The sequence below is a fragment of the Paenibacillus taichungensis genome (genome assembly GCF_050994985.1).
GTDB classification, from domain to species: domain Bacteria; phylum Bacillota; class Bacilli; order Paenibacillales; family Paenibacillaceae; genus Paenibacillus; species Paenibacillus taichungensis.
The window spans coordinates 725,296-747,825 of the sequence record NZ_CP194720.1 but is presented as its reverse complement, the minus strand read 5'-3'; the positions used below and the strand labels follow the sequence as shown (position 1 = coordinate 747,825).

Annotated in this window: 16 protein-coding genes; 1 reads left to right on the top strand and 15 read right to left on the bottom strand. The window is 47.6% G+C overall.

Annotation, left to right across the window (positions count from 1 at the left end):
• Nucleotides 1-28: 28 nt before the first annotated feature.
• The 15 genes from pstA to ACR1R9_RS03405 all read right to left on the bottom strand — a co-directional run bounded on the left by pstA (nt 29) and on the right by ACR1R9_RS03405 (nt 19,001).
• Complete coding sequence (gene pstA / locus ACR1R9_RS03475) at nt 29-937, bottom strand: phosphate ABC transporter permease PstA (protein WP_064635983.1); 909 nt, start codon at nt 935-937, stop codon at nt 29-31.
• Nucleotides 934-1,902 carry a phosphate ABC transporter permease subunit PstC gene (gene pstC / locus ACR1R9_RS03470; protein WP_433921743.1) on the bottom strand — a complete coding sequence of 323 codons (969 nt, stop codon included), beginning with the start codon at nt 1,900-1,902 and terminating at the stop codon, nt 934-936. The genes pstA and pstC overlap by 4 nt, the downstream gene beginning before the upstream one ends.
• A 107-nt stretch (nt 1,903-2,009) precedes the next feature.
• Nucleotides 2,010-2,873 carry a phosphate ABC transporter substrate-binding protein gene (locus ACR1R9_RS03465; protein ID WP_063565318.1) on the bottom strand — a complete coding sequence of 288 codons (864 nt, stop codon included), beginning with the start codon at nt 2,871-2,873 and terminating at the stop codon, nt 2,010-2,012.
• Between the two features lie 55 nt (nt 2,874-2,928).
• A complete protein-coding gene (locus ACR1R9_RS03460) occupies nt 2,929-4,323 on the bottom strand; it encodes a stalk domain-containing protein (protein WP_433921744.1) in 1,395 nt (464 codons plus the stop codon).
• Between the two features lie 281 nt (nt 4,324-4,604).
• Nucleotides 4,605-5,471 carry an aldo/keto reductase gene (locus tag ACR1R9_RS03455; RefSeq protein ID WP_433921745.1) on the bottom strand — a complete coding sequence of 289 codons (867 nt, stop codon included), beginning with the start codon at nt 5,469-5,471 and terminating at the stop codon, nt 4,605-4,607.
• Between the two features lie 73 nt (nt 5,472-5,544).
• A complete protein-coding gene (locus tag ACR1R9_RS03450) occupies nt 5,545-5,976 on the bottom strand; it encodes an RrF2 family transcriptional regulator (RefSeq protein WP_076287872.1) in 432 nt (143 codons plus the stop codon).
• Nucleotides 5,977-6,046: 70 nt separating this feature from the next.
• Nucleotides 6,047-6,931: an AraC family transcriptional regulator gene (locus ACR1R9_RS03445; protein WP_433921746.1), complete on the bottom strand. Its 885-nt coding sequence runs from the start codon at nt 6,929-6,931 to the stop codon at nt 6,047-6,049.
• A 35-nt stretch (nt 6,932-6,966) separates the two neighbouring features.
• On the bottom strand, nt 6,967-7,794 hold the full coding sequence (locus tag ACR1R9_RS03440; RefSeq protein WP_076287870.1) for a sugar phosphate isomerase/epimerase family protein: 828 nt from the start codon (nt 7,792-7,794) through the stop codon (nt 6,967-6,969).
• Between the two features lie 12 nt (nt 7,795-7,806).
• Entirely contained in the window at nt 7,807-8,814 is a 1,008-nt protein-coding gene (locus ACR1R9_RS03435; protein WP_099856966.1) for a zinc-dependent alcohol dehydrogenase, read from the bottom strand.
• A 325-nt stretch (nt 8,815-9,139) separates the two neighbouring features.
• Nucleotides 9,140-11,803, bottom strand: coding sequence for an endo-beta-N-acetylglucosaminidase (locus ACR1R9_RS03430; RefSeq protein ID WP_433921747.1), 2,664 nt, complete (start codon nt 11,801-11,803; stop codon nt 9,140-9,142).
• Nucleotides 11,804-11,903: 100 nt separating this feature from the next.
• Complete coding sequence (locus tag ACR1R9_RS03425; RefSeq protein ID WP_076287867.1) at nt 11,904-13,403, bottom strand: ABC transporter substrate-binding protein; 1,500 nt, start codon at nt 13,401-13,403, stop codon at nt 11,904-11,906.
• Between the two features lie 58 nt (nt 13,404-13,461).
• The gene (locus ACR1R9_RS03420) at nt 13,462-14,418 is read right to left on the bottom strand and encodes a carbohydrate ABC transporter permease (protein WP_064635967.1); all 957 of its coding nucleotides are present in this window, start codon (nt 14,416-14,418) and stop codon (nt 13,462-13,464) included.
• 22 nt (nt 14,419-14,440) lie between these two features.
• The gene (locus ACR1R9_RS03415) at nt 14,441-15,346 is read right to left on the bottom strand and encodes an ABC transporter permease (RefSeq protein WP_205524889.1); all 906 of its coding nucleotides are present in this window, start codon (nt 15,344-15,346) and stop codon (nt 14,441-14,443) included.
• 284 nt (nt 15,347-15,630) lie between these two features.
• Nucleotides 15,631-17,190 (bottom strand): response regulator transcription factor, encoded by a 1,560-nt coding sequence (locus ACR1R9_RS03410; RefSeq protein ID WP_433921749.1) that lies wholly within the window; start codon nt 17,188-17,190, stop codon nt 15,631-15,633.
• A complete protein-coding gene (locus ACR1R9_RS03405) occupies nt 17,187-19,001 on the bottom strand; it encodes a cache domain-containing sensor histidine kinase (RefSeq protein ID WP_433956416.1) in 1,815 nt (604 codons plus the stop codon). The genes ACR1R9_RS03410 and ACR1R9_RS03405 overlap by 4 nt, the downstream gene beginning before the upstream one ends.
• Before the next feature lie 249 nt (nt 19,002-19,250).
• On the opposite strand from ACR1R9_RS03405, the gene ACR1R9_RS03400 reads away from it, so the two are divergent.
• Nucleotides 19,251-22,400, top strand: coding sequence for an alpha-mannosidase (locus ACR1R9_RS03400; protein ID WP_433923759.1), 3,150 nt, complete (start codon nt 19,251-19,253; stop codon nt 22,398-22,400).
• The last annotated feature ends 130 nt before the right edge of the window (nt 22,401-22,530 follow it).

Here is a 22,530-nt window from a genome sequence, read left to right as displayed (position 1 = left end):
GATCTTGTTACTGGATCAGCCTGACACATCAAGCTTGATTTTTGCGTGCATTCAGCCAAATTGGCACACGGAACAGAATATTAATGAGCAAGGCCACAAAGATCAGTACAGCCGTTGTCTTTTGCGCAATCTCCTCGGCATCCGGCACAATAGCTTCGGATTGAATGTACCACAGATGTACAGCAAGGGTTCCTCCTGGCGATAGCAAATTGAAGTCCCACATTTCCCCGGAAGTAGACACCCCTGCGGTCAGAATAATGACGGCACTCTCTCCGAATGCCCGACCTGCCGTGAGGCAAATGCCTGTCATGATTCCGTTTATAGCCACCGGCAGCAAAACATTACGGATCGTCTGCAAATGGGTAGAGCCAAGTGCAAAGGACGCATTACGAAGTTCAACTGGAACCGCTCGGACCGACTCCTCGGTTACCCTGGTAAGCACAGGCAGATTCAGAAAGGCAAGGCTGACGGCAGCGCCCAGAATCGTAAGACCAATTTCGAAGAACTCCACAAACAGGGCAATACCGAACAAACCAAAGATGATGGATGGAACAGAAGACAGTCCCTCCACGCAAATGCGCACGATCTCCATAAGTTTGTTGTTTGGAGCAAATTCAGCCAGGTAAATCCCGGCCGCCATGCCGATGGGAATAGAGATCAGGAGGGATAGAATTAGCACATAGAACGAGTTGAACAGCGCCGGCCCAATCCCTCCTCCTTCTTCAATCTCGCTTGGAACACCATATAGAAAGTCCCAGCTCAGCAAAGGCAACCCTTTTTCCAGAAGAAGAAATAACAGTCCAACAATGAATAAAATGACGACAATCCCTACACCCCATACCATGCCCGTAAAAATCCGGTCCATCAGCGTGGATGCACCTCTGCGTTTGCCGAACGAATAGGCGGGGACAGCGTTCGCCTGCTTCTTCATACTCATGAGTAGCGTCCCCCTTTCTTCTGAAGCAATCTTACGGCTACAATCATCAAGATGGAAATGGCAAGCAGGATAAAGCCCATCATGTATAGCCCATGATTCCAGGTAGAATCAAATTCAACGCTTGAGATTTGCATGACGATATTACTTGTCAGCACCGCTGTTGGTGTGAATAGACTGTTAGCGAGCTGCGCCGTATTGCCGATGACCATTACCACCGCCATCGTCTCTCCAATGGCACGAGTCATCCCGAGAATGACGGCGTACATGATTCCGCCTCTTGCAGCAGGCAAGACCACACGAGTTATGGTTTGGAATCGGTTCGTACCAAGTGCATAAGCTGCATCCCGGTATTTGTTTGGTACAGCAGATATGGCATCATCACTGATCCGGCTAATGGTAGGCAGCACCATAATCGTCAGAACAATGGACGCTGCGAGCAAACCGTCCGCCAGATCATGTCCACTGATATCCCTAAGCCAGGGGATGAGAATCGTCAGTCCCAAGAAACCGTATACCACAGAAGGAATCCCTACCAACAGATCCAATACAGGTCGCAGAATATGGCGAAGCCATTTTGGCGTCATTTCGGCCAGAAACACGGCAATGATGACGGAGATGGGAATGGCAAACAACATTGTGAGCCCCGTGAGTGCCAGCGTTCCCAGAATAAAGGTCAGCGCCCCGTAATGCTCATTTTCCGGGTCCCAGTTGGTAGAGAAAAAGAATTCGCTGAGCGAAACATCCGCAAAGGTAAGAACGCCCGTACGAAGCATAAGGACCAGAATGCATAACAGAACCAGACAAACGAATAATGTACTGCCAATACAGACCATGCGAAACAGTTTATTGGACCATCTTAAACGCGCCTTACGGTCAAACCGGGTTCCCGATCCGGGAGCCTTGCCGATGCTTGAACCAAGCTCACTCGGAGCAGGGCTGTTCGTGGATGGATTTAAATCGATCATGGAGGGCTCTTCCTTTCACATAGAGAAGCCAGCTTGGCGACCGTGCGCAGAAGCTGGCTATCCCTTTCCTTATGAAATGCGAGAATGATGAACGTTCTTAGCTTTCGTTATTTAACGGCAGCAAGCGGAATGAATTTCAGTTTTTTCAGGGAACCGTTCTGGAACTTGCTGCTTTGGATATACTCGATGAACGCTTTGGTTGCTCCCGTAGGTTGACCTTTGGTCATGTAATATCCAATGCCCCATACTTTGTATGTTTTGTTCAGGACGTTTTTCTCTGTTGGTGCTACGCCATTGATGGATACAGCCTTCATTTTGCTAGTCACATACGGAAGGTCAATATAACCGATTGCATTTGGTGTCGTTTCAATCGTTGTTTTCATATCACCGCTGGAGCCAACCTCTTTGTAGTTATCCCCTTTGCTCATGAAGTCCTTGCCATCCAGTGCTTTTTGTTGGAAGTTAACCCGTGTACCGGAACCAAATTTACGGTTAACCACAACGATGTTGGCATCCGATCCGCCGACTTCCTTCCAGTTAGTCACTTTGCCGGAGAAGATGTCTTGCAGTTGTTTTGTTGTCAAATTGCTTACACCCACATTGGTATTAACGACAGCCGTGAACACTGTTACAGCTACCGGATTGGCTACCAAGCCATCAAATTTCTTGAAGCCAGGTACATCTTTGGATGCATCCCAGTCTACAGCGCCAATGTCCGCGATCCCTTTACGAACGGATTGAGGACCTGTGATGGAACCTGCTGCGGAAGCGGAGATTTTAACTTTTGGATTATCTTTTTTGAATTCGCTGGCAGCTTGAAGTGTCAGCGGAAGCAATGCGGAGGAACCGTTAATGACAATTTTGCCTTTCTCTGTGCTCTTGGCAGCTGATGCTGTCGTTGCGCCACCCAGTCCACCAATCAGAGATACAGCCATAAGCATTGCTGTGAAGGGTTTGATCCATTTTTTCATATTAATTAAACTCCTCTCGAATTAAAAAGCTTGTGATCATATTTGATATAAAACATTACTTCGTAACGGCTCTCCAGCTTCCGCCAGCTTGTACCAGAACTCGGCCGTTCTCAACCACAGAGATTTGTGTTCCGGCAACCGCGATGGAGGATACATCGGAAGATACGGTGTATAGCTTGGTTTGTTTTCCAGTTACCGGGTCGATCGAAAGGATCACGCTGTTGCTGTCATCCTGGGCCGCCAGTACATACAAGGTTCCACCCGACAGAATAGCTTGTTCTACATCGTACTCGGCATACACCGGCGTAGACTTTTGAGATGAATCCACAGACAGCAACGATGCTTTACCGTCTTCGGAAGGTACACTCACGTAGTAGGCTTTTTGTCCGTCAGCAGACCATACAAATACCTTGTCGTCGGTTGATGTTGTGAGCTTCACAGCCTCAGGTTTTGAATCTGCTGTGTTATACGAAAATATTTGCTGTTGATTGGATGAGAAATCAATGGAGACATTGTCTTCATCCACATTGGTTGTATCCGAAGTTACGGTACCAAGTGTTGTTACGGTATAGATAAATTTCTTGCCGTCAGCAGAGACATTCAGGTTTTCCTTATAATCCACCTTGTCTTCGACCACTTTCGTAATCGCGCCATCTGCCAGATTCAGCTTGGCAATCACGGACCCTTTATCCCCTTGCAGGAAGTAGATTGCATTCCCGTCAGCAGACCATACCAACTCAGGCTTGATGCTGTTGTCGCTCGTGATCAGTTTCGAAGCTTTGGTCTTCAGATCAATAACATAAACGGCTCCTTCGGCATTCGTATATGCCGCTTGATCACCACTTGGCGAAATAACGAGATCCGATCCACCGTCTGTCGTTAACAACAACTCATATTTGCCGCTTGTTGTATTCACGAGATAATCGTTTCTGCCATTGTTATCGTTCTTGGAGACAATCAGCTTATCTGCTCCAGCAAAACGAGGATTCTCGACTTCATCGATCAAGGATACCGTACTGATCTCAAGCAGTCCGTTTCGCTTGACAATCGTACCGCCAACACCCGACACCAGTGGACGAAGAGCGATGTAACTTGTACCACCGATGATGGTAACCGGTTGATTCAGATTCACTTTGACGTCATCTACCACAATTTGTTTGCTATTGTTTTGGAGCGTCACGCTGTGATCATTCAGCTTGATCACCGTTGTTCCGCTATGTACTTCGGCTTGTGCGCCGATGGCTTTGATCACATCACGAAGTGAAACGAGTGTCTCGCCATTTTTAACGATGGAACGAACGACGACGCTGTTACCGTTTATTGTAAGCGTGGAATTTTGCACCTGAGCTGCATTAGCCGCAGGTTTCACTGCAGGAGCAGCCGATACTGCACTAACCACAGAAGTACCTAACACTGTTGCTACCATGGACACCACTAACACCTTTTTCATTGACATTGGCTCTTGTCACCCTTCTCTATTCCATTTAATTTGCCTTGTTTTGTCATGCCCTGCTGTCTGGTATTCTGCATGTATCGTCTTTATGAGAGCTTGTCCGGCTCATCCCCCCAAACTTCCACGTTCATAGTAAAAATGACCTATCACGATTGTAATTATAGGAGAGATTTGTAAACGGAAAATCCTGGAATTGTTAACGAATTGTCAATGTTTTCATAACACACAAAAACGAGTCGTTGGAATATGACCCACGACTCGTTTTTTGTCTTTTTTCCCTAGATAAAAAGTTTCATCAATGTATTAAAAATCGGATTCACAATATAACCTGTCGGATGGATAGAATACCTCTTACCCGAGTTTAGAAGGCTGATCTTCTCCATTTCCTCAGCGGACAGCACAAAATCAAAGATTTCACTATTCTCTCTGATCCGCTTTGGATTGGATGATTTGGGAATCAGGATGACGCCCCGTTCCAGATGCCAACGCAAAATTACTTGAGCCACCGTCTTATGGTGATGATCAGCGATTTCCTTCAATATTGGATGCTGCAATAACACTTTATTCCCCTGTCCCAACGGACCCCACGCCTCATGCAAAATCTGATGTTTGTCCATATAGGCACGTAGTTCGTTCTGCGGGAATTCCGGGTGCGTCTCGATCTGGTTGATCATCGGCAAGATTTTCGCGTGCTTCCTTAATTCTTCCAGATGCTGAATCTCAAAATTCGCGACCCCAATGACTCTAATCTTGCCTTCCTCGTATAATTCCTCCATGGCTTTCCACGTTTCGATATACTTTGGCGAGGCAAAATGAATTAAATACATGTCGAGGTAATCGACCCCCAGCTTGTTTATCGTTTCCTGAAAAGCTTTCTTGGTCGCTTCATAGCCATGATCCGTATTCCAGACTTTCGACGTGATGAAGAATTGCTCGCGCGGAATTGGACTATGCCGGATCTCTGCTCCCAGTGCTTTCTCATTCCCATAGATTCGGGCAGTATCAAAATGTCGGTACCCGACCTGAATGGCCTCGCGAGTCGCAGTTGTAAATTCTGCTTCTTTCGTTATTTTGTAAACCCCAAAACCCAGTTGAGGAATGGGAACACCGTTCCTGGCTTCAATCACTTTAGTATGCAAATTCATTTTGACTGCTCCTCTCCAAAAAAACAGAATATACTTGATATATATTATATCTAGTTAAAGCCAAAAAAAGAGGTTAACCCTTTCTTTCTTCATGAAACAGATCGGTTAACCGTATGTCTTTTAAATAATTCTGCATCGCGATCTCCGCGCCTTCAAGGTGATGAATGATCTTTTCTTTCACGTCATCCACGTCTTGTCCCTGGAGTGTTACATCGGTATGAACTTTAAACAAGTCTTTGCCGGGTTCAACCGCCAGGAATACGTCCAACATCGTGATTTCCGATAAAGGCTGAGCAAGCAATATGCCGCCCTTGGCCCCTTCTTTGGCCATTGTCAGTTTGGCGTTATTCAGGTTGCGAATGACTTTTACCGTCGTAGGAACCGGAATATTTAATTGCTCCGAAATCAACTTGGTGGATAAATAATTCGAACAGTTCTCCTCAGATAGAACGTGAATATAGAGCAGAATAGAGATTCCTTGTGATAAGGCTGTAGAGTATGCCATTTCATTCATCCTAACTATTTCTTTTCTAAATATACTATATATCTTTTATATTTAGTTAGCAACTATCAGCCTATTCCCACTCTACCCTCGATTTCATCGCTGCATATTTACTGGGAGTGATACCTACAGCAGCCTTGAAAGACCGACTGAACAGATGAATACTCGAAAAGCCAACTTCCTCGGCAATCCGGGTTAAATTATGTGTTCCTTCAATAATTCTTTTCTGGGACTGCTCTATTCTGATATGTGTCACATATTTGTGAAGGGTAATCCCCAGCTTGCTTTTGAACAAATGCGATAAATGGTTCGTCGATACACCGACATGCCTACTGATAGCAACATTATTTAATTGAGGGTCGGCGTAGCATTCATGAATATAACGAATCGACTTTTCAATGAATGCCCACCCCTTGGTCATGTATCCCTCTTGGTCTTGATCTTCGGATTGATTTTTAAAAAAAAGATGCAGCAACTCCAAACATATGGATTTCGTAATTAACGAAGATCCTCCCCGCTGCTCCTGAAACTCCTTATGCATGAGCGCAAATCTCTTTTTCCATTCAATTCGATCGGCTAGCTGCAAATGAGAGATTGGGCGTATGGAAGCCAGCTTCATTTCCCTATTCGCCAGATTAGGTCGTTCACTATGAGCTGCACTCGTATTCTTCAATAAACTACGCTCTTCCTCATAATACAGATCAAAATGAAAAATATACTGAATCAATGGCTGCGTGGAGGTGGACCGAATGATATGAGACATGAATGGATGCATCAGCACAATGTCACCTTCTTTGACCAGGTATTTCACACCACTCAAGAAGAACTCCGCTTCCCCTTGTTCGATGTATGTATACACATGATCGTGGTCTATCCATTCCCCTGCCAAAGAAAATGATTCCGTCACTCTTGCCGCTCTTACGAATGGCGAAATGCTATTCATCCATGGCTCATACACATGTATTCCTCCCCACTGCCTTCTCACTGATCCGTTTATATTGTCGCAAACACTTTATCGAAGCCCGCTTTGGACTTGGCAAACAATTCACTTGAATCGACAGTTGGCGTTGGTGCAAGCACCTCTTGAGATACGACGCCAGTGTATCCAATCGCTTTTAGATTCTTCAAGAATCCCTGCAGATCAATTACTCCCTCGCCAGGGTATAAACGCTCATGATCCAGCAATTCTTCAATGGGCAGATCATAAGCATCATTGATATGAACATGGACAATCTGTTCCTTCTTAAGATCCAACACTTCTTCGATCTTTAATCCATTCGTATGCCAATGATAGGAATCCACCAATAAACCAACATTGGGAGCATGAATTGTTTCGATCCAGTCAAGCGTATCCTCCACACTCCAAATAAATGGATTCTTCCATTGAGTGCGCAGATGATGGCAACCCACAAATTCCAGGCCCAGTCGAATTCCATAGGCGTCCAGAATATCTGCACACAATCTCAAGCGTTTGGTAGCTGCCGCCATAAATGATGCTGCTGGCTGATCTGTGGAAGGTAAAATATAGGTACAACAGCTGTAACAGTTCAATGCAGCAGAGGCTTCTGCCATTTGAACCAGCGATTGAAGACCATCACGAAACTGTTCATCTGTGGTTCTCCAGTCTACGGTCAGATCGGATGAACCGATGATCACCTGATTGCTCTCCAACAGATGTTTGGCCTGTTCCTTGCCAACCTCTTCAATGAATGAGAGCGGATTCAAATCTACAGACTGAAATCCGTATTTTGCAGCATTCGTAATATATTGTTCATTGGACTCGATGTTCCCTAAGCCTGCTCTTGTTAACCCTCTAATCATCATAATCTCCTCCTAGGACCAGTCAAACAGTACACCGTTATACTGGTCTTTATTCAATCTCAGTCCCTCGTATGCTTCTTGCGCTTGATCCGGCTTCATCACATGGCTGATCAATGGTTCGATATGCAGCTTGTTCTTTAACATCAGTTCAAATACAATGTTCGAATTTCTCACCAGGGAATGCTTAACGAATTCGTTCGGCTCAACCGGGAAGCGCCATTCATGTGCCCCCTTAAACGTAATACAGCCTCGTCCATACAGGTGGCAGTAGTTCAATATATCGGTGACATCCGTGTTATATTCGCCTCGTGGACTGCCCAGGAAAATAATCTCTCCCAGCTTCCCGATCCACTCCAGACTTTGAACACCTACACTGGGTACACCCGTCGCCTCAATATGAGTGGATACACCTGCTCCATTCGTTAGGGCATGTATCTTTTCCTTTACTTTATCTTCTCCGCCATGAAGTGTATAGTCAACCCCACATGTCTGGGCAGTTCGAATTCGTTCTGGTGACAGGTCCACGCCAATCACAGTTGCACCTTGAAGGCGTGCCAATTGAGCCGCCAAATTCCCTACCAATCCAAGCCCCGTCACGCCAACAACGTCCCCAAGTTCAATATTGGATACACGAACGGAGGTGAATGCCACGGTTGCCATACGGGTAAAGGGAACCCACTTCAAATCCAAGTGCTCAGGTACCTTGATGAAAACATGATCTGTGGATACCACTTGATATTCAGCATGTTGACCATAATGGAACACAGCGTCCCCAGGCTGAACATGGTGTACCCCCTGTCCCACCTCGATCACTTCACTTACACTTGCATACCCCGGACATACGGGAAGCTTGGCCCACTCTTCTTTTCCCGATAACATGGCCAGCTCCGTTCCCGGACTGATGAGGGAATAGATCAATTTTACCAATACTTCCTTCTCCCCTAGAGCTGGCAAAATAAAATCCTCTTCTACCGTTTCCACTTGCAGCGGACGAGCAAACATGATCTTTCTATTCTTCATCACCTTCACTCCTTTCTTATCTTTTTAACTACAATATAAGACTTTTCATTCGCATTGTCTTTGATTGCAAAACCGATTTTTTATCTAAAACAACGATTTTAAAACCTTTGTAAGCGAATCCAGCATAAACGTAAAAAGACTCACAAGATCCAATGATCTGTGAGCCTCAAATTCAATCTTATTCAGTCGTAGTCTGATACAATGCGGTACACCCGTTAGACGACCAGCTACTTCAGGGATAGCCGGCCGTTATTGAAACCGGATTGGCCGCATGGTTCCTTTTTTGCTAATTTCACAGCTACACTTGTCACTTCTCAACCGCCAACTACGGCTGTAACCCATGAACCTCAAACTCATAGATTCGGGCTGCCGTATCGCCGCCCTGCGTAGGTTTCAGCACATTCAGCTTCACATAACGAGCCTTGACCAGTGCAATTGCATCCGAGGTTTCGGCTGCGGTATTCCCCTGTACATGAACTACATCTGACCAATTCACGCCATCAGCACTGACCTGGATCGAATAGTCGCTCGTATTAAATCCAGACCATTCCCCACCGCTCTCAGCATGTTTGATGACAAAACCACTGACTTGATGTTCTTTGCCAAGATCAACTTGCAGCCAATGCGGCTGGTTACCCAGTGCGCACCACTTGCTGTTGCCCGTCACCTTGCCGTCAATTGCCTTTCCCGCATCTTCAGCAGGTCCGCAGGCATGGTCGGCAGTGGCCGTTTTGCCAAGTGCGACATTTTTAATCCCGGAAGCGCCCTTACTTACGGTGATCAAAGCTTGCTTCGTTACCGTATCCTGCCCCGAGCTGTTGGTAGCTGTAAGCATCACATTGTACGTGCCTTCCTTGTCATACGTTACCACTGGATTTTGCTCCGTGCTGACAGCCGGACTGCCATTCTCAAAAGTCCAAGACCAGCCTTCCGTCACCTCGGAAGAGAGATCAGTGAAATGCACCTGCTGACCCGGTGTGATCAGCGTTGCATCGGCCTTGAATCCTGCTTCCGGCTTAGGATACGCCGGCCACTGGATGGTCACGCTGGCAGCCTGGCCGCGCTCATATTTTGCATTCACTGCCACGACTTTCAGTACAGTCGCCTGTTCCGCGTTGATTCTCTTCATCTCAGGCACATAGAAGACGTTATTGGTGGTCGCACCCACCCAAGTCTCTTTGCCGTCGGGCAGGACACGGTAAATCTCATATTGTTGAACTTCCTTGTCGTTGTCCAACGCGTTCCATTTCAACCTTGCATCACCGTATATACCGCCGCGGAAATCGGATTGGATGACATTCAATTCTTCAACTGCTTCAAGTGGCTTCACTGGATTAGCATTGTTCTGAATGGATATCTGACCAATATGGATGTCATAATCCGGTATGATTTCCTTGCTGTCAAAATACAAAGACAATGCCACAATCCGCTTTCCTTTGTAAGGCGTCAGATTCAAGATGTCCGTCGTCCAACCCGATGCCTTTTTGTCTTTTACATCCAAAAAGACGAACTGATCAGGACGGTCTGCAAAAGCCAGACCAACCTTCATGCTTGGCTTGTTCTGCGTTTTGTACGTGATCGACAGCTTGGTAGCTGGCTCAATCTTCAGATCGGTTTGATACAGCTTCAGATGGGTAGCATTTGCCGAACTTAGCGTACCCGATACCTTAAGGGAACTGCCCCCATAGTAGGCATCCGACCAATCGAGGGACGGCGTAAGTGCTTTACCCTTACTTTCTGTCAGCCAGCGCCATGTCGGAAGCACATCCTGTAAACTGCGGTTATTCCAACCACTATCCCGTACCTGCTGGCCATGGACATAGAATTTCTCACCACTGCCCGTGTTGAAGTTGGTCGTGAATGGCAGTTGGTCCACCGGCGAAGATTCAATCACATTGTTCGCAATCCCTTTCCAGGCCTGGCTTGTCGCCGTATTGGCCGGGTTACCGTTCTGGCCTACCCAGAATTGATTCTCACGGGCAAAGAAATCGGCCATGCTGTCCGCGCTGTTGTACGACCAATCCGGCCGATAAATGCCGAGGGAAGTCACAGCCGGTTTCCCCTCAGGAAACAGCAAATTCCATTTCAGACTGGTATCGTATCCTTTAGCTTCCACATCAATACCTGCGAACAGTTCAAATGGTGATCTGCCCAGGCTTTTGGCTTTGGCCGCAGAACTGCCAAGATCATTCCACCAGAAATTCAGGAACATGCTGTCTGATACCTTGTTACCGTTATCCTGAAGGAACATTGCATTCCGGTCCGTCAGCGCATTTTGCCATGAAATATTGCCTTCCTTCGTCATGGAATCATACCAGATGATCTCCATACCGGCAGGCTTATGATCCTGAAGATAACGGAGGAATGTCTTCATTAACTGTGCGTCAGTGGCTGTTCCACCTTCAGTCTCCTGATTGATAAACCAACCGTCAAAACCGTAGTACTCCGCTACCTCAATTAATTTATCCGCGGCCGGGAAGGAACCATCGCTGTTCTGCTGAAGCATTTGCTTCACCCACTCATATTTGCCACCGTATACGGATGGCGGGAAGAACACTGTGCCCATGATTGGCACTCCGTTCCGGTGTGCCGCATCAATCGTGTCGGCGCTTGGTGGCACAATAATACCTTCTCCCGCCGAGCCACCCCAATATACGAGCTTGTCGACATACTGCCAGTAAGAGAACGTATTTGCAGAGAATGTATCCGAGCCCTGTGACGGAACGCCACTGGTTCCCTGATTCAACGCAGACAAGGCCATCACTTTAGGATCTTTTGTTGCGTTCGGGTTAACTGCCTCTCCTGTGAATCGGCTCTGGAGCGGAATGGTGCTCCGGTTAAATGCCGCATCCGGGTCAGAAGCTGGATTCCAGTTAAGCAATTGTTCAGGCAGCCAATAGGATGAATAAGGTTGCTTCGCCAAGGCCGCTGAGGAAAGAACAGCGCATACCAATATTACAAATAGGAGACTCGCACCAAGTTTTTTCATACCGTACCCTCCAATCCATTTTTGGCAAACTAATCAGGGTGAAAAAAGAAACGTCCGTCAAACCAGGACAGACGTTTCCATGTCTACTTTATAATTCAGGTTATTTTTGATTTGCAGCTTTCCATTCGTCGTACTGCTTTTGTGCTTCTGCAATCACTTTATCCAGACCTGCCGCTTTCAACTTCTCGATCGCTTTCGGCAGATGCTCATCCGGGTCAACAGCTCCCGTCATGATGGATGGGTAGAATTCTTTCACGATGGCGGAGATGGAAGCCACTTCCGTCTTCACCGGATCAGGATTGAAGTTGAAGCCAAAGCTTGGAGCAACTTTCGCGGAATTATTGAATTCCTTGAACGCTTCCCACTTATCAGCTGGATCTTCCTTGTGCATGTAAGTCAGGAACAAGTTACCCAGGGCAAAACCAGGCATCTGGAATCCGTCCTTCATCGCTGGCAGATCCTCAATGACATTATCTGAAATCTTATTGTAATGTGTTCCTTCAATGCCGTAGTTGATCAGGTTACGCAGATATGGATCGGTATTCAGCAAGTTCAGGAACATCATAGCCCGTTCCGGGTTCTTGGAGTTCGCCGAGATTGCATGCATAGCGCCTGTTGCCGAGCCGGTGAAAATAACCGGATCCTGCATCGGTGTAGTCACGATATCATAGCCCGCACTTCTGGACCATCCCAGTTCGGCGTACGGCTGTGTCTGTTCACGGTCAACAAACCATTTGCCTGTTTTGATGTTGTCGATGCCTTCCAGTGTTGCTACATCCTTGCGCAGATAACCAGCCTGATAGTATTTACGGATGGTTTTCAACGAGCTTTTCAGCTCCTCGGATTCCAGCACATTAACGTATTTACCGGTGTCACCATTCATGTTGATACCCACCGGGAATTCGTCACCGAGCAGGAAGTCGAACGCCAGATAAGGCTTAAAGCCCTTCGGAACAGCCAGCGGAGTAATGTCGGCTGGTTCATTGTCCTTGATTTGTTGCAGGTAAGGCTCCAGATCCTCTAATGTACGAATCTTGCTGATGTCCATGTTGTATTTATCAACGTACTGCTTGTTGAAGCGCCATACCCATTGCGAAGCCAACTCTTTATTAACTGGTACGGCATAGTTTTGGCCATCGATCTGCGATCCTGTGAGGAATCGTGGATCAAGCTGCTCTTTAATGCCCTGACCATACTTATCCAACAAATCATTGATTGGCAGGAATGCTCCTCTGGTGGCATTTGGCAGATAGTCATAAGCCCAGGAAGAGGTGAAAGCGATATCATAATTTTCGCCCGAAGCGGTAATGACTGGCATACGTTTGGAATAATCACCCCAGTCAATCATCGTGATGTCGACGGTTGTATTTATTTTCTCCATTAAGTATTTGTTCATTTCTTCCTGCACCATTGGCAGATCGCGCTGTGGACCACCAATCAGATATACCTTGAGCTTCACTGTGTCCTTATCGCCGGATTCTCCCCCGGATGCCGCATTCCCGCTTGTATCATTGGTATTACTGCCACCGCAGCCTGCTAGAACAGTAGAAAAAGCAAGCAGTAAAGTAACCATGAGCAGAGCGATTTTTCTTGTCTTCATGTGTATCCCCCTTATCAATGTTATTGTTACTGCCCTTTGAGGGCAGGCACAACCAGACTTATTCTTTGACCGAACCAATGGTCAGGCCTTGTATAAAATACTTTTGGAAAAACGGATACGCCAGCGCAACAGGCAGTGTAGCCAAGACAACCATCGCCATGCGGACGGTCTCCGTTGGGAGTGTCGAGGCAATGTCGTAGGACACGACCCGGCTGCTGTTTTGCACAACAAAATCCATATTGTTCTGTATTCGAATTAGCAATGTCTGGAGTGGAATCAAATTCGCATTGTCGATGTAGAGTAGCGCATTGAACCAGTCATTCCAGAATCCTAACGTACTGAACAATCCAATAGTCGCGATGCCCGGCAACGAAATCGGCAGTACGATGCGCGTATAGATACCGAACTCAGTAGCTCCGTCGATTTTGGCCGACTCAATAACCGCATCCGGCACAGTGGTCGTGAAAAATGTACGCATAACGATAATGTAAAAAGCGTTCATGATTGACGGCAGGATCAGTGCCCATATCGAATCCCGCAAGTGCAGCACCTGCGTAACCACGATGTAACTGGGAACGAGACCGCCGGAAAATAGCATGGTGAAGAAGGCCAAAAAGCTGAAAAACCGACGCTGCGCAAAATTTTTGCGCGAGATGGCATACGCATACGTGGTGACCAAATACAGTGTTAGCGCGGTTCCGACAACCGTCACCGTTAAGGTAACCCCAAACGATTGGGCCATCTGCTGCCCGGATTCCATAAGGAATCGGTAGGCATCCAGCGTCCAGACTTCAGGGAATAACTTAAAGCCATTGATCGCCAGCGTCTTCTCATCGGTAAATGAGATGATCACGATGAACAGAAACGGAAAGATACAAGATAAGGCAAACAGACCGATAGCTATATTAAAAATCACATTGGATAATGGCGAAATGGCATTCAGATCTCTCGATTTCTTTCCGGTCCTCCTCGTATGGGCAGATGCCCGCTTTACCGGTTCGCTTAAATTACTCATGGAAGCACCCCCTTGCCGCAGCCTAGAATACGGCATAATCCTTTTCAATTTTACGCACAGCATAGTTTGCCAGCAGGACAAGAATCAAACCGACAACCGATTGATACAACCCTGTAGCTGTACTCATTCCTGTATCACCCATAATGGTCAAGCCGCGGTATACAAACGTGTCGATGACATTGGTGACCGGATACAGCGCACCAGAGTCCCGCGGAACCTGATAGAACAGTCCAAAGTCGGAACGGAAGATCCCGCCGATCGCCAGAATGGTGAGGATGATCATTAGCGGTCTGAGCAGGGGCAGCGTTATGTACCGGATCTGTTTCCACTTGGTGGCTCCGTCGATCATCGCTGCCTCATAATAAGAACGATCGATACCTGCGATTGCCGCCAGATATACTACACTGCCATAACCTGCACCTTTCCACAGGCCGAGAAGAATGAGAAAATACGGCCAATACCCTGTCTCACTGTACCAACTAACCGGATCTCCACCAAAATAGGTAATGATCTGGTTGAACACACCCTTTTCCACACTCAGAAACGAGAAGACGAAATAACTGATAATAACCCAAGACAGGAAATAAGGCATAAACATCGCGGTCTGGTAAATCTTCGCCAGCCGTTTGTTCAGCAGTTCGTTCATGATGATCGCAAGCGTCACCGCGAGTACCAGCCCGAGAAAGATCAGACCCAGGTTATACAGAATGGTATTACGTGTGATGATATAGGCGTCACTGGTGGAGAACAGAAACTCAAAGTTCTTGAACCCGACCCATTCGCTTTTTAGAACGCTTTCAAGAAATCCGCCCGGATGAATCCGGAAGTCCTTAAAAGCAATAATCGTTCCGAACATTGGCAAATAGGCAAAAATGATAAACCAAGCTGCTCCCGGCAGTACCAGCAGAAGAAACGCCTTGTTCTTCATCAGACTTTTGAAGATGCCCTGCACGGCTGTCCCTCCTTATAATCTCGTTCATTATTGCTTTAGCTGCATCCAGCATTAATCCCCTATAATCAACACTGGATCTAAGCCCTTTTGGTGCTTTGGATTTCCTCGTTCACTCCTACCTCCATTATGCAAGCGCTACCAATTTTGAGATAGTTGAAAAACCCAATAAATTGATGGATTAATTAAAGATCGTACATTCATTCCATAACAAAAAAGACACCCCCACATGGGGAGTATCTTCATTCAGCCGGAGCCCCGGCTTACTTTTTCATGTAGATTGAGCGCAGCTCCGTAGGAGAAACGCCTGCATATTTCTTAAACTGTCTGTAAAAGTATGTGGAGTCCCAATAACCCACCTCGCCCGCTATTTCTGCCGTCTTTTTGTCCGAATATAACAGCAAATGAGTGGCACGCTCGATTCGGTACTGGTTCACATAATCAGAAAAGGTGGTACCGACCTCTTGCTGGAACAATTGGCCGAGGTAGTTCGGATGAAGCTCCAGCCTCTGACTGAGCGTCTTAAGTGACAGCTCATCCTGATAGTGATTTTTCACCACCTCCAGCACAGACATGATATGCGGACTGTACGTTTTCTCGGCGGTATGATATGTATCCAGCGTGCGATGAACAACCTTTCTGACCAATTGTTTCAGTTTGCTGAGCGTATGAATTCTGGACAGGGGCCCGAAGATGTCCCCATAGTCAGGCGTTTTCTCCAGTTCCTTGGCGGCCAGCATAAGCTGGATTGCAGAATTGAAGAACGGTGTTCTCGGGAGGCAGGGTTCCTTACCCTCAGCAATGAAGAATTCGTCGATGAATCGATCCACCTCAGTACCTTCCCCATCCCGCAGCAGCTTGTGAAACTGCTCCATCGCAGGCCCAGGCTTCTCTTGATGCTGATTCGTAGCTTCTTCGTTCTCTACTTGCATGATGAAGGTATTACAATCCATAAACAAATGATTCTGAAGCCACAGTTTTACGGACTTGCAGCTCTTCGGAAAACCCAGATAGGTCGACTCGGATTGACCCATGATCCCCCATACACGTGCACCTGTGTCCTCAACAACCGCTTGCTTCATCCTGTTGAGTGCCTGAAGCTGCCATTCAGCACTACCTTCCGTACCAGCTGAAACGAACAGCAGCATGATGTCTCCGTCCTGATCGGGAAAGCAGATAACACCGCAGCCATCCGGGAGGCCTTTTTTTCCGATCTGCTCACACTGCTCAGCAATTCCCGGCAGATACATTTGGGGATCATCCCCCTTGTCATCGCCTACAATTCGCAGAGAAGCCGCACAATATGTGGACTTGTTCATGGGAATCTCAAGCATCTGCGCACGCTCACGGAATTCTTTGGCGTCAATGGTCTCGTTCGCCCACCGCTGCAAAATATTGTTGCGCAAAATCCTCCAGCTCTGATCCATTTGAATCTGCCGCATCTCTTCGTGCTCCCAATCCCGCTGCATATGCTTGATGGTCGCTTCCAGTTCATCCATATTGACTGGCTTGAGCAGGTAGTTCTCGACCCCCAGCGAGATGCCCTCCCGCACATATTTGAATTCTTCGTAACCGCTCAAAATAATGAATTTGGTATATGGATTGCGCGCTTTAGTCTCCCGGATCAGTTCAAGTCCGGTCATTTGCGGCATCATGATATCCGTAATAATCAGATCGACAGGAACCTCGTCCATCATTGCTAGCGCTTCCAACCCATTGCATGCCGTTCCGGCAATCTGCATGTTATTCTGATCCCAATCAATGATGGCTTGCATTCCTTTCACAATAAGCGGCTCATCATCGACCAACATTACACTTCTCATCCCGTTTCCTCCCTTGTAACTGGAATGCTGATGGTCACCTCACATCCTTCGCCCTCCACACTGTTCAGGTGCAGACCATAATCACTGCCATAATTCAGACGTATGCGGTCGTGCACGTTCTTAAGACCCAAAGATCGGTCAGATGTCTCAGCAGCTTCATCACCCTTATGCAACCCATGCTGCAGTTCAAGCAACCTCTCTGCGGACATCCCCTTTCCGTTATCCTTCACACGGATGTGAATCACGCCGTTCTCTTCTTCGGCTGTGATGGAGATCCGGTTATCATCATCATTTGTACGAAAACCATGCACTATATAATTCTCAATAATCGGCTGGACCAGCAACTTGACGACCATGCTTCCCGCCGCTGCATTCTCGATATGGGTCTCCACGTGCAGCTTGTCCTCATACCGATATTGGACCAAAGCCAGGTACATGCCGCACAGCTCTATTTCCTCCGCCAAGGTGACATGGGTCTGCTTTTTGATCAAATGACGGAACATCGTGGCAAGAATGTAGATCATCTGCCCAACATCCCTGGCTCCCATACTGATGGCTTTCATGCGGATGCTTTCCAGCGTATTGTACAGAAAATGGGGATTGATCTGGGCTTGCAAAGCGACAAGCTGCGCGTTCTTTTGCTTGATCTCTGACACATATACCGTTTCTATGTAAGACTCCAGCCGATCACACATATGATTAAATCTCTGCGAAATCTGCTGCAGCTCATCTTCCCCCTCCATATCGATACGTTTACTCAGATCACCCTCCTGCCAGCGACGCATGTAAAGCACGAGTCTGTGAATTTTTTTGGAATAACGACGGATGATGGTGAACGTTACCGCGATGCTAATCATGATGCACAAAATCACAATCCCAATGAGGCTGAAACGAATCGCCTGAAGGCTCTGTTTGATTTGCGACTCCGGAATAATAGAAGCCACGACCATGCCCGTATTCCCGATATTCAGCAGCTGCACCTTGGAGCGCTCCTCCAGATCCACCCAATCCTCCGGCAAATTCATCTTCCCCCAGTACGGGTAGACGGTGTTGTCATACTTGTCCTGCGAATCGAAAATCACCTCACCTTCCCCGGTCATCAGCATGATCCGACTGTTCTTGCCGCCCGGTCTGTCTCGAAGAAGCCCTTTGATACGGTCTGTATTCAGCTCAAACATAATTGCACCATACTGCTTCAATGTCACGGAGTCCTTGAGCACATTCGCGTAGCTATATGGAGTAGGCTCATCATCCATTTTCCCTTCGAAAAGCGGTTCGCTGCCCATGTACTGCCAAGGTGCACTCCTCAGTTGCTGGAACCAGTCCTGATGCCCTGCAGACAGCTTGGGATGATAGTAAAAGTGCTGGGTCTCCCGATTAAGAACATAGAAGAAATCCTGATCCGTGCTGTATAAGACGACATTTGCAATCGAAGCCTCATCCTTTAACAGCAGACGTAATTGATAATCGAAGTTTCCTCGCTCCGTGCGGTAGCTGTAAGCATATTGATTCAGACGCCAATTGAGAAAATCCTCGTATTCATGAGTCAAAAAATACTTCAGATCATCGCCGATCATGGCGTCGGTATAAATCTGCTGCACGGCACTATACAGCCGTTCGTACTGCTGATTCAGGTTGATGCTGACAATATCCAGCTCCTGCAAACTCGCATCCATTTGTTCCTGTACCACTCGCTGTTCATAGTAGCGGTAGGCCAATACCGCGATGCTGATGAACAACAGGACCATCACCATGGAATAAAACAGCAAAATTTTGTTGAACATTTTTTTCTTCAAGTAGTTCTTATACATGGTTCGTATCCTGGACATTCGCGCCTGAACACCTCCTCCAGACCCATTTCCAACTCAGTGTATCACCGTTTGGTTAAATTCGACAATCACCAGTGCATAGAACCAGTAATCCATATTACGATTTGTCAAAATTGAATGGAAGCGCTATAATGGGCGCATTCCCCTATAAAAGTTATGTAATACATACTCGCTTTGGATGCTCTCTATATATGAATCACTCCCCGATAAAATGAACTGGGGGTTTTTATGATGTTTCTTACTGAAAACAAACTACAAGCACGTATTCATGAATTATCCGAGCTCCGTTACCGGGATCGTCTGCCTTTAAATCATTTTCTCGCCTGCGAAGACCGCAGGGAAGAGATCAACCCGGTCCTGCCTGGAGACGATAGCCATTGGAAGCCTATGCATACAGGAGAAAGTTGGTCCGGTCGAGATCTCTATTTGTGGCTGCGTACAAAAGTCGAGTTCCCTGCCTCCTGGGAAGATAAACGGATTGTCGGACTGTTTGATTTTGGCGATACCGGGGGTGGTAACAATTCCGGCTTTGAATCACTGTTCTACTGGGATGGCAAGCCATTTCAAGGCGTGGATTCCAACCACAAGGAAGTGTTCTTTCCAGCCTCTGCCGCAGGCAGCACCAACGAGTTGGTCTTCCGCTTATGGTCCGGTCTGGAAGGTGGTGGTCAGCCCCGCAACCAGACGCATACATTCAGACAAGCAGAACTGTGCTGGCTGGATGAAGCTGTTGATGATCTTGTATTTACAGGGTCGGCGATTCTGGAAACGGTCAACATTCTGGATGCCCATGCACCGGAACGCACAAAGCTGCTTCATGCACTCCAGCAGTCCTTCCGCCTGATTGACTGGTCGCAGCCTAAGTCTGATATTTTCTATTCCTCTGTGCATGACGCAAGGGATGACTTGAGCTCCCGATTGAATGCGATGGACAAGGCCTCTGATGTGACCGTTACTTGTATCGGCCATACTCATATTGACGTTGCCTGGCTGTGGCGGTTGAAGCACACGCGCGAGAAATGCGCCCGCTCCTTCTCTACGGTCATGCGCCTGATGGAGATGTTCCCGGAGTATGTTTTCCTTCAGACACAGCCGCAATTGTACGAATATGTGAAAGAGGACTACCCGGAACTGTACGAATCCATCAAGGAGCGTGTCGCTGAAGGTCGCTGGGAAGCGGGCGGCGGCATGTGGCTGGAGGCTGACTGCAACCTGACCTCGGGTGAATCCCTGGTCCGACAATTGCTAATTGGCACTCGTTTTCTCAAAGAAGAATTCGGGACGGATTGCCGATATCTATGGTTGCCCGATGTTTTCGGCTACAGCTGGTCTCTGCCGCAAATTCTGAAAAAATCCGGCATTCATACGTTCATGACAACCAAAATCAGCTGGAACCAATACAACCGCATGCCATTCGATACATTCCACTGGCGCGGCATTGACGGCTCAGAGGTGCTGACCCACTTCATTACTACACCCGAGCCTTGGTCCGAGCCGGGTTCATGGTTCTATACCTATAACGGGAAAATCATTCCGAAGACGGTCAAGGGCATCTGGGATGCCTACCGTGATAAGGAGATGAACCAGAATCTGCTGCTGTCGTACGGATACGGAGACGGCGGAGGCGGAGTTAACCGCGAAATGCTGGAGATGAGACGGCGGCTGGATCAACTGCCCGGATTGCCAAAGGTCAAGACAGGACGCGCAGATGATTATTTTGAAAAGCTGCAGGAGACGGTCGAGAAAACCGATTCGTACATCCATACTTGGGATGGTGAACTGTATCTGGAGTATCATCGCGGAACTTATACCAGTCAGGCGTACAACAAACGGATGAACCGTAAGCTTGAGCTGGCTTACCGCGAAGCGGAATGGCTGAATGCATTGCAAAGTATTGTGCATAATGACTGGAATCTGTATCAAGCGAAGTCTCTGACTGCGGGTTGGAAAATCATTTTGCGCAACCAGTTCCATGACATCATTCCCGGTTCCTCCATCACAGAGGTGTATGAGGATAGCCGAATTGAATATGCAGAAGCTGAGCAGATTGGCAGTCACGTGGACACGCAGGCTCGGATGGCTATCGCTTGCAGCGGAGAATCTCCGCATACGTACACCATTTGGAACTCTTCCCCATGGGTCGTTACAGAAATCGTGAGCATTCCTGCGGCATCAGGCGAATTGGAAACGGGAACTTGGCTGAGCGATTCCGGAGAGATCCTGAACGCTCAATACCAGGATGCACGTTGGTCCGTCGAGGTGAATAATATTCCTTCGCTGGGGTATACCACCATTCACTTCCAGAGCGGTACGGTAAACGATATCCCTGAGCAATCGTCATTCATCCACACAGCCAATGGAATTGAGACACCGTTCTATCTGCTCGAGTGGAATGAGAATGGGCAGTTGACCCGCCTTTACGATAAAGAGTCACATCGTGAGGTCCTTGCCAAAGGCGCTAGAGGCAATGTGCTTCAGGTGTTCGAGGACAAACCGCTTGCCCACGAGGCCTGGGATATTGATATCTTCTATCAGGAAGATATGCGAGAGATTACGAAATGCACCAGCATTGAAGTCGTAGAGACGGGGCCACTTCAGTCCGTGATCCGCTTCGCTTGGGAATACCTCGGCTCCACGATTACGCAGAACATGACTGTATATACCGGGCAGCGACGAATCGATTACACCACTGAGGTGGATTGGCATGAACAGCAGCAACTGCTGAAAGTTGCCTTCCCAGTCGGCATCCGCTCTACGGAAGCCACCTACGATATTCAGTTCGGTAACGTTAAACGGCCGACGCACTGGAACACAAGTTGGGACTGGGCGCGTTTCGAATCCGTTGGCCATCAATGGGCTGATCTGTCCGACAGAGGTTATGGCGTCAGTTTGCTGAATGATTCCAAGTATGGTTATGACATTAAAGACAACGTCATGCGGCTGACCCTGATCAAGAGCGCTACGCACCCTGATCCACATGCGGATCAGGGGCTGCACAGCTTCACCTATGCTCTTCTTCCGCATCAGGGAGATTGGCTCGTTGGCGGAACCGTGCAGCAAGCCTGGCTTCTGAATGCTCCAGCTCGATATACACAGGGACAATCAGAGCAGCCAAGTCGCTCCATGTTCACCTTGTCCGGCAGCACAGCCATGATCTCGGCAGTTAAGAAGGCGGAGGATTCCGATCGTGTCATCGTACGCGTTCATGATTATTCCGGCAGCATGAATATGCTTGAACTGACAAGCGATCTACGGATTCACGCGTGGAGAGAATGCAATCTTATGGAAGTACCGGAGGGCGAACTCCTGTATAATACACCGATAACTTTTGCTCTTGAACCTTATGAAATCAAGACGTTTGAGATTGATCTGAGAGTATAATCCTATAACTGCGGCAGTTAACCAAAGAAACCAGCAAATCCCCAGATGATGGGCGACTTGCTGGTTTCTTCGTGTTGTGGTTATTCGGTCGTTATTCAATCAGTAACGGTCCGCAACCAATGCTTCTCAA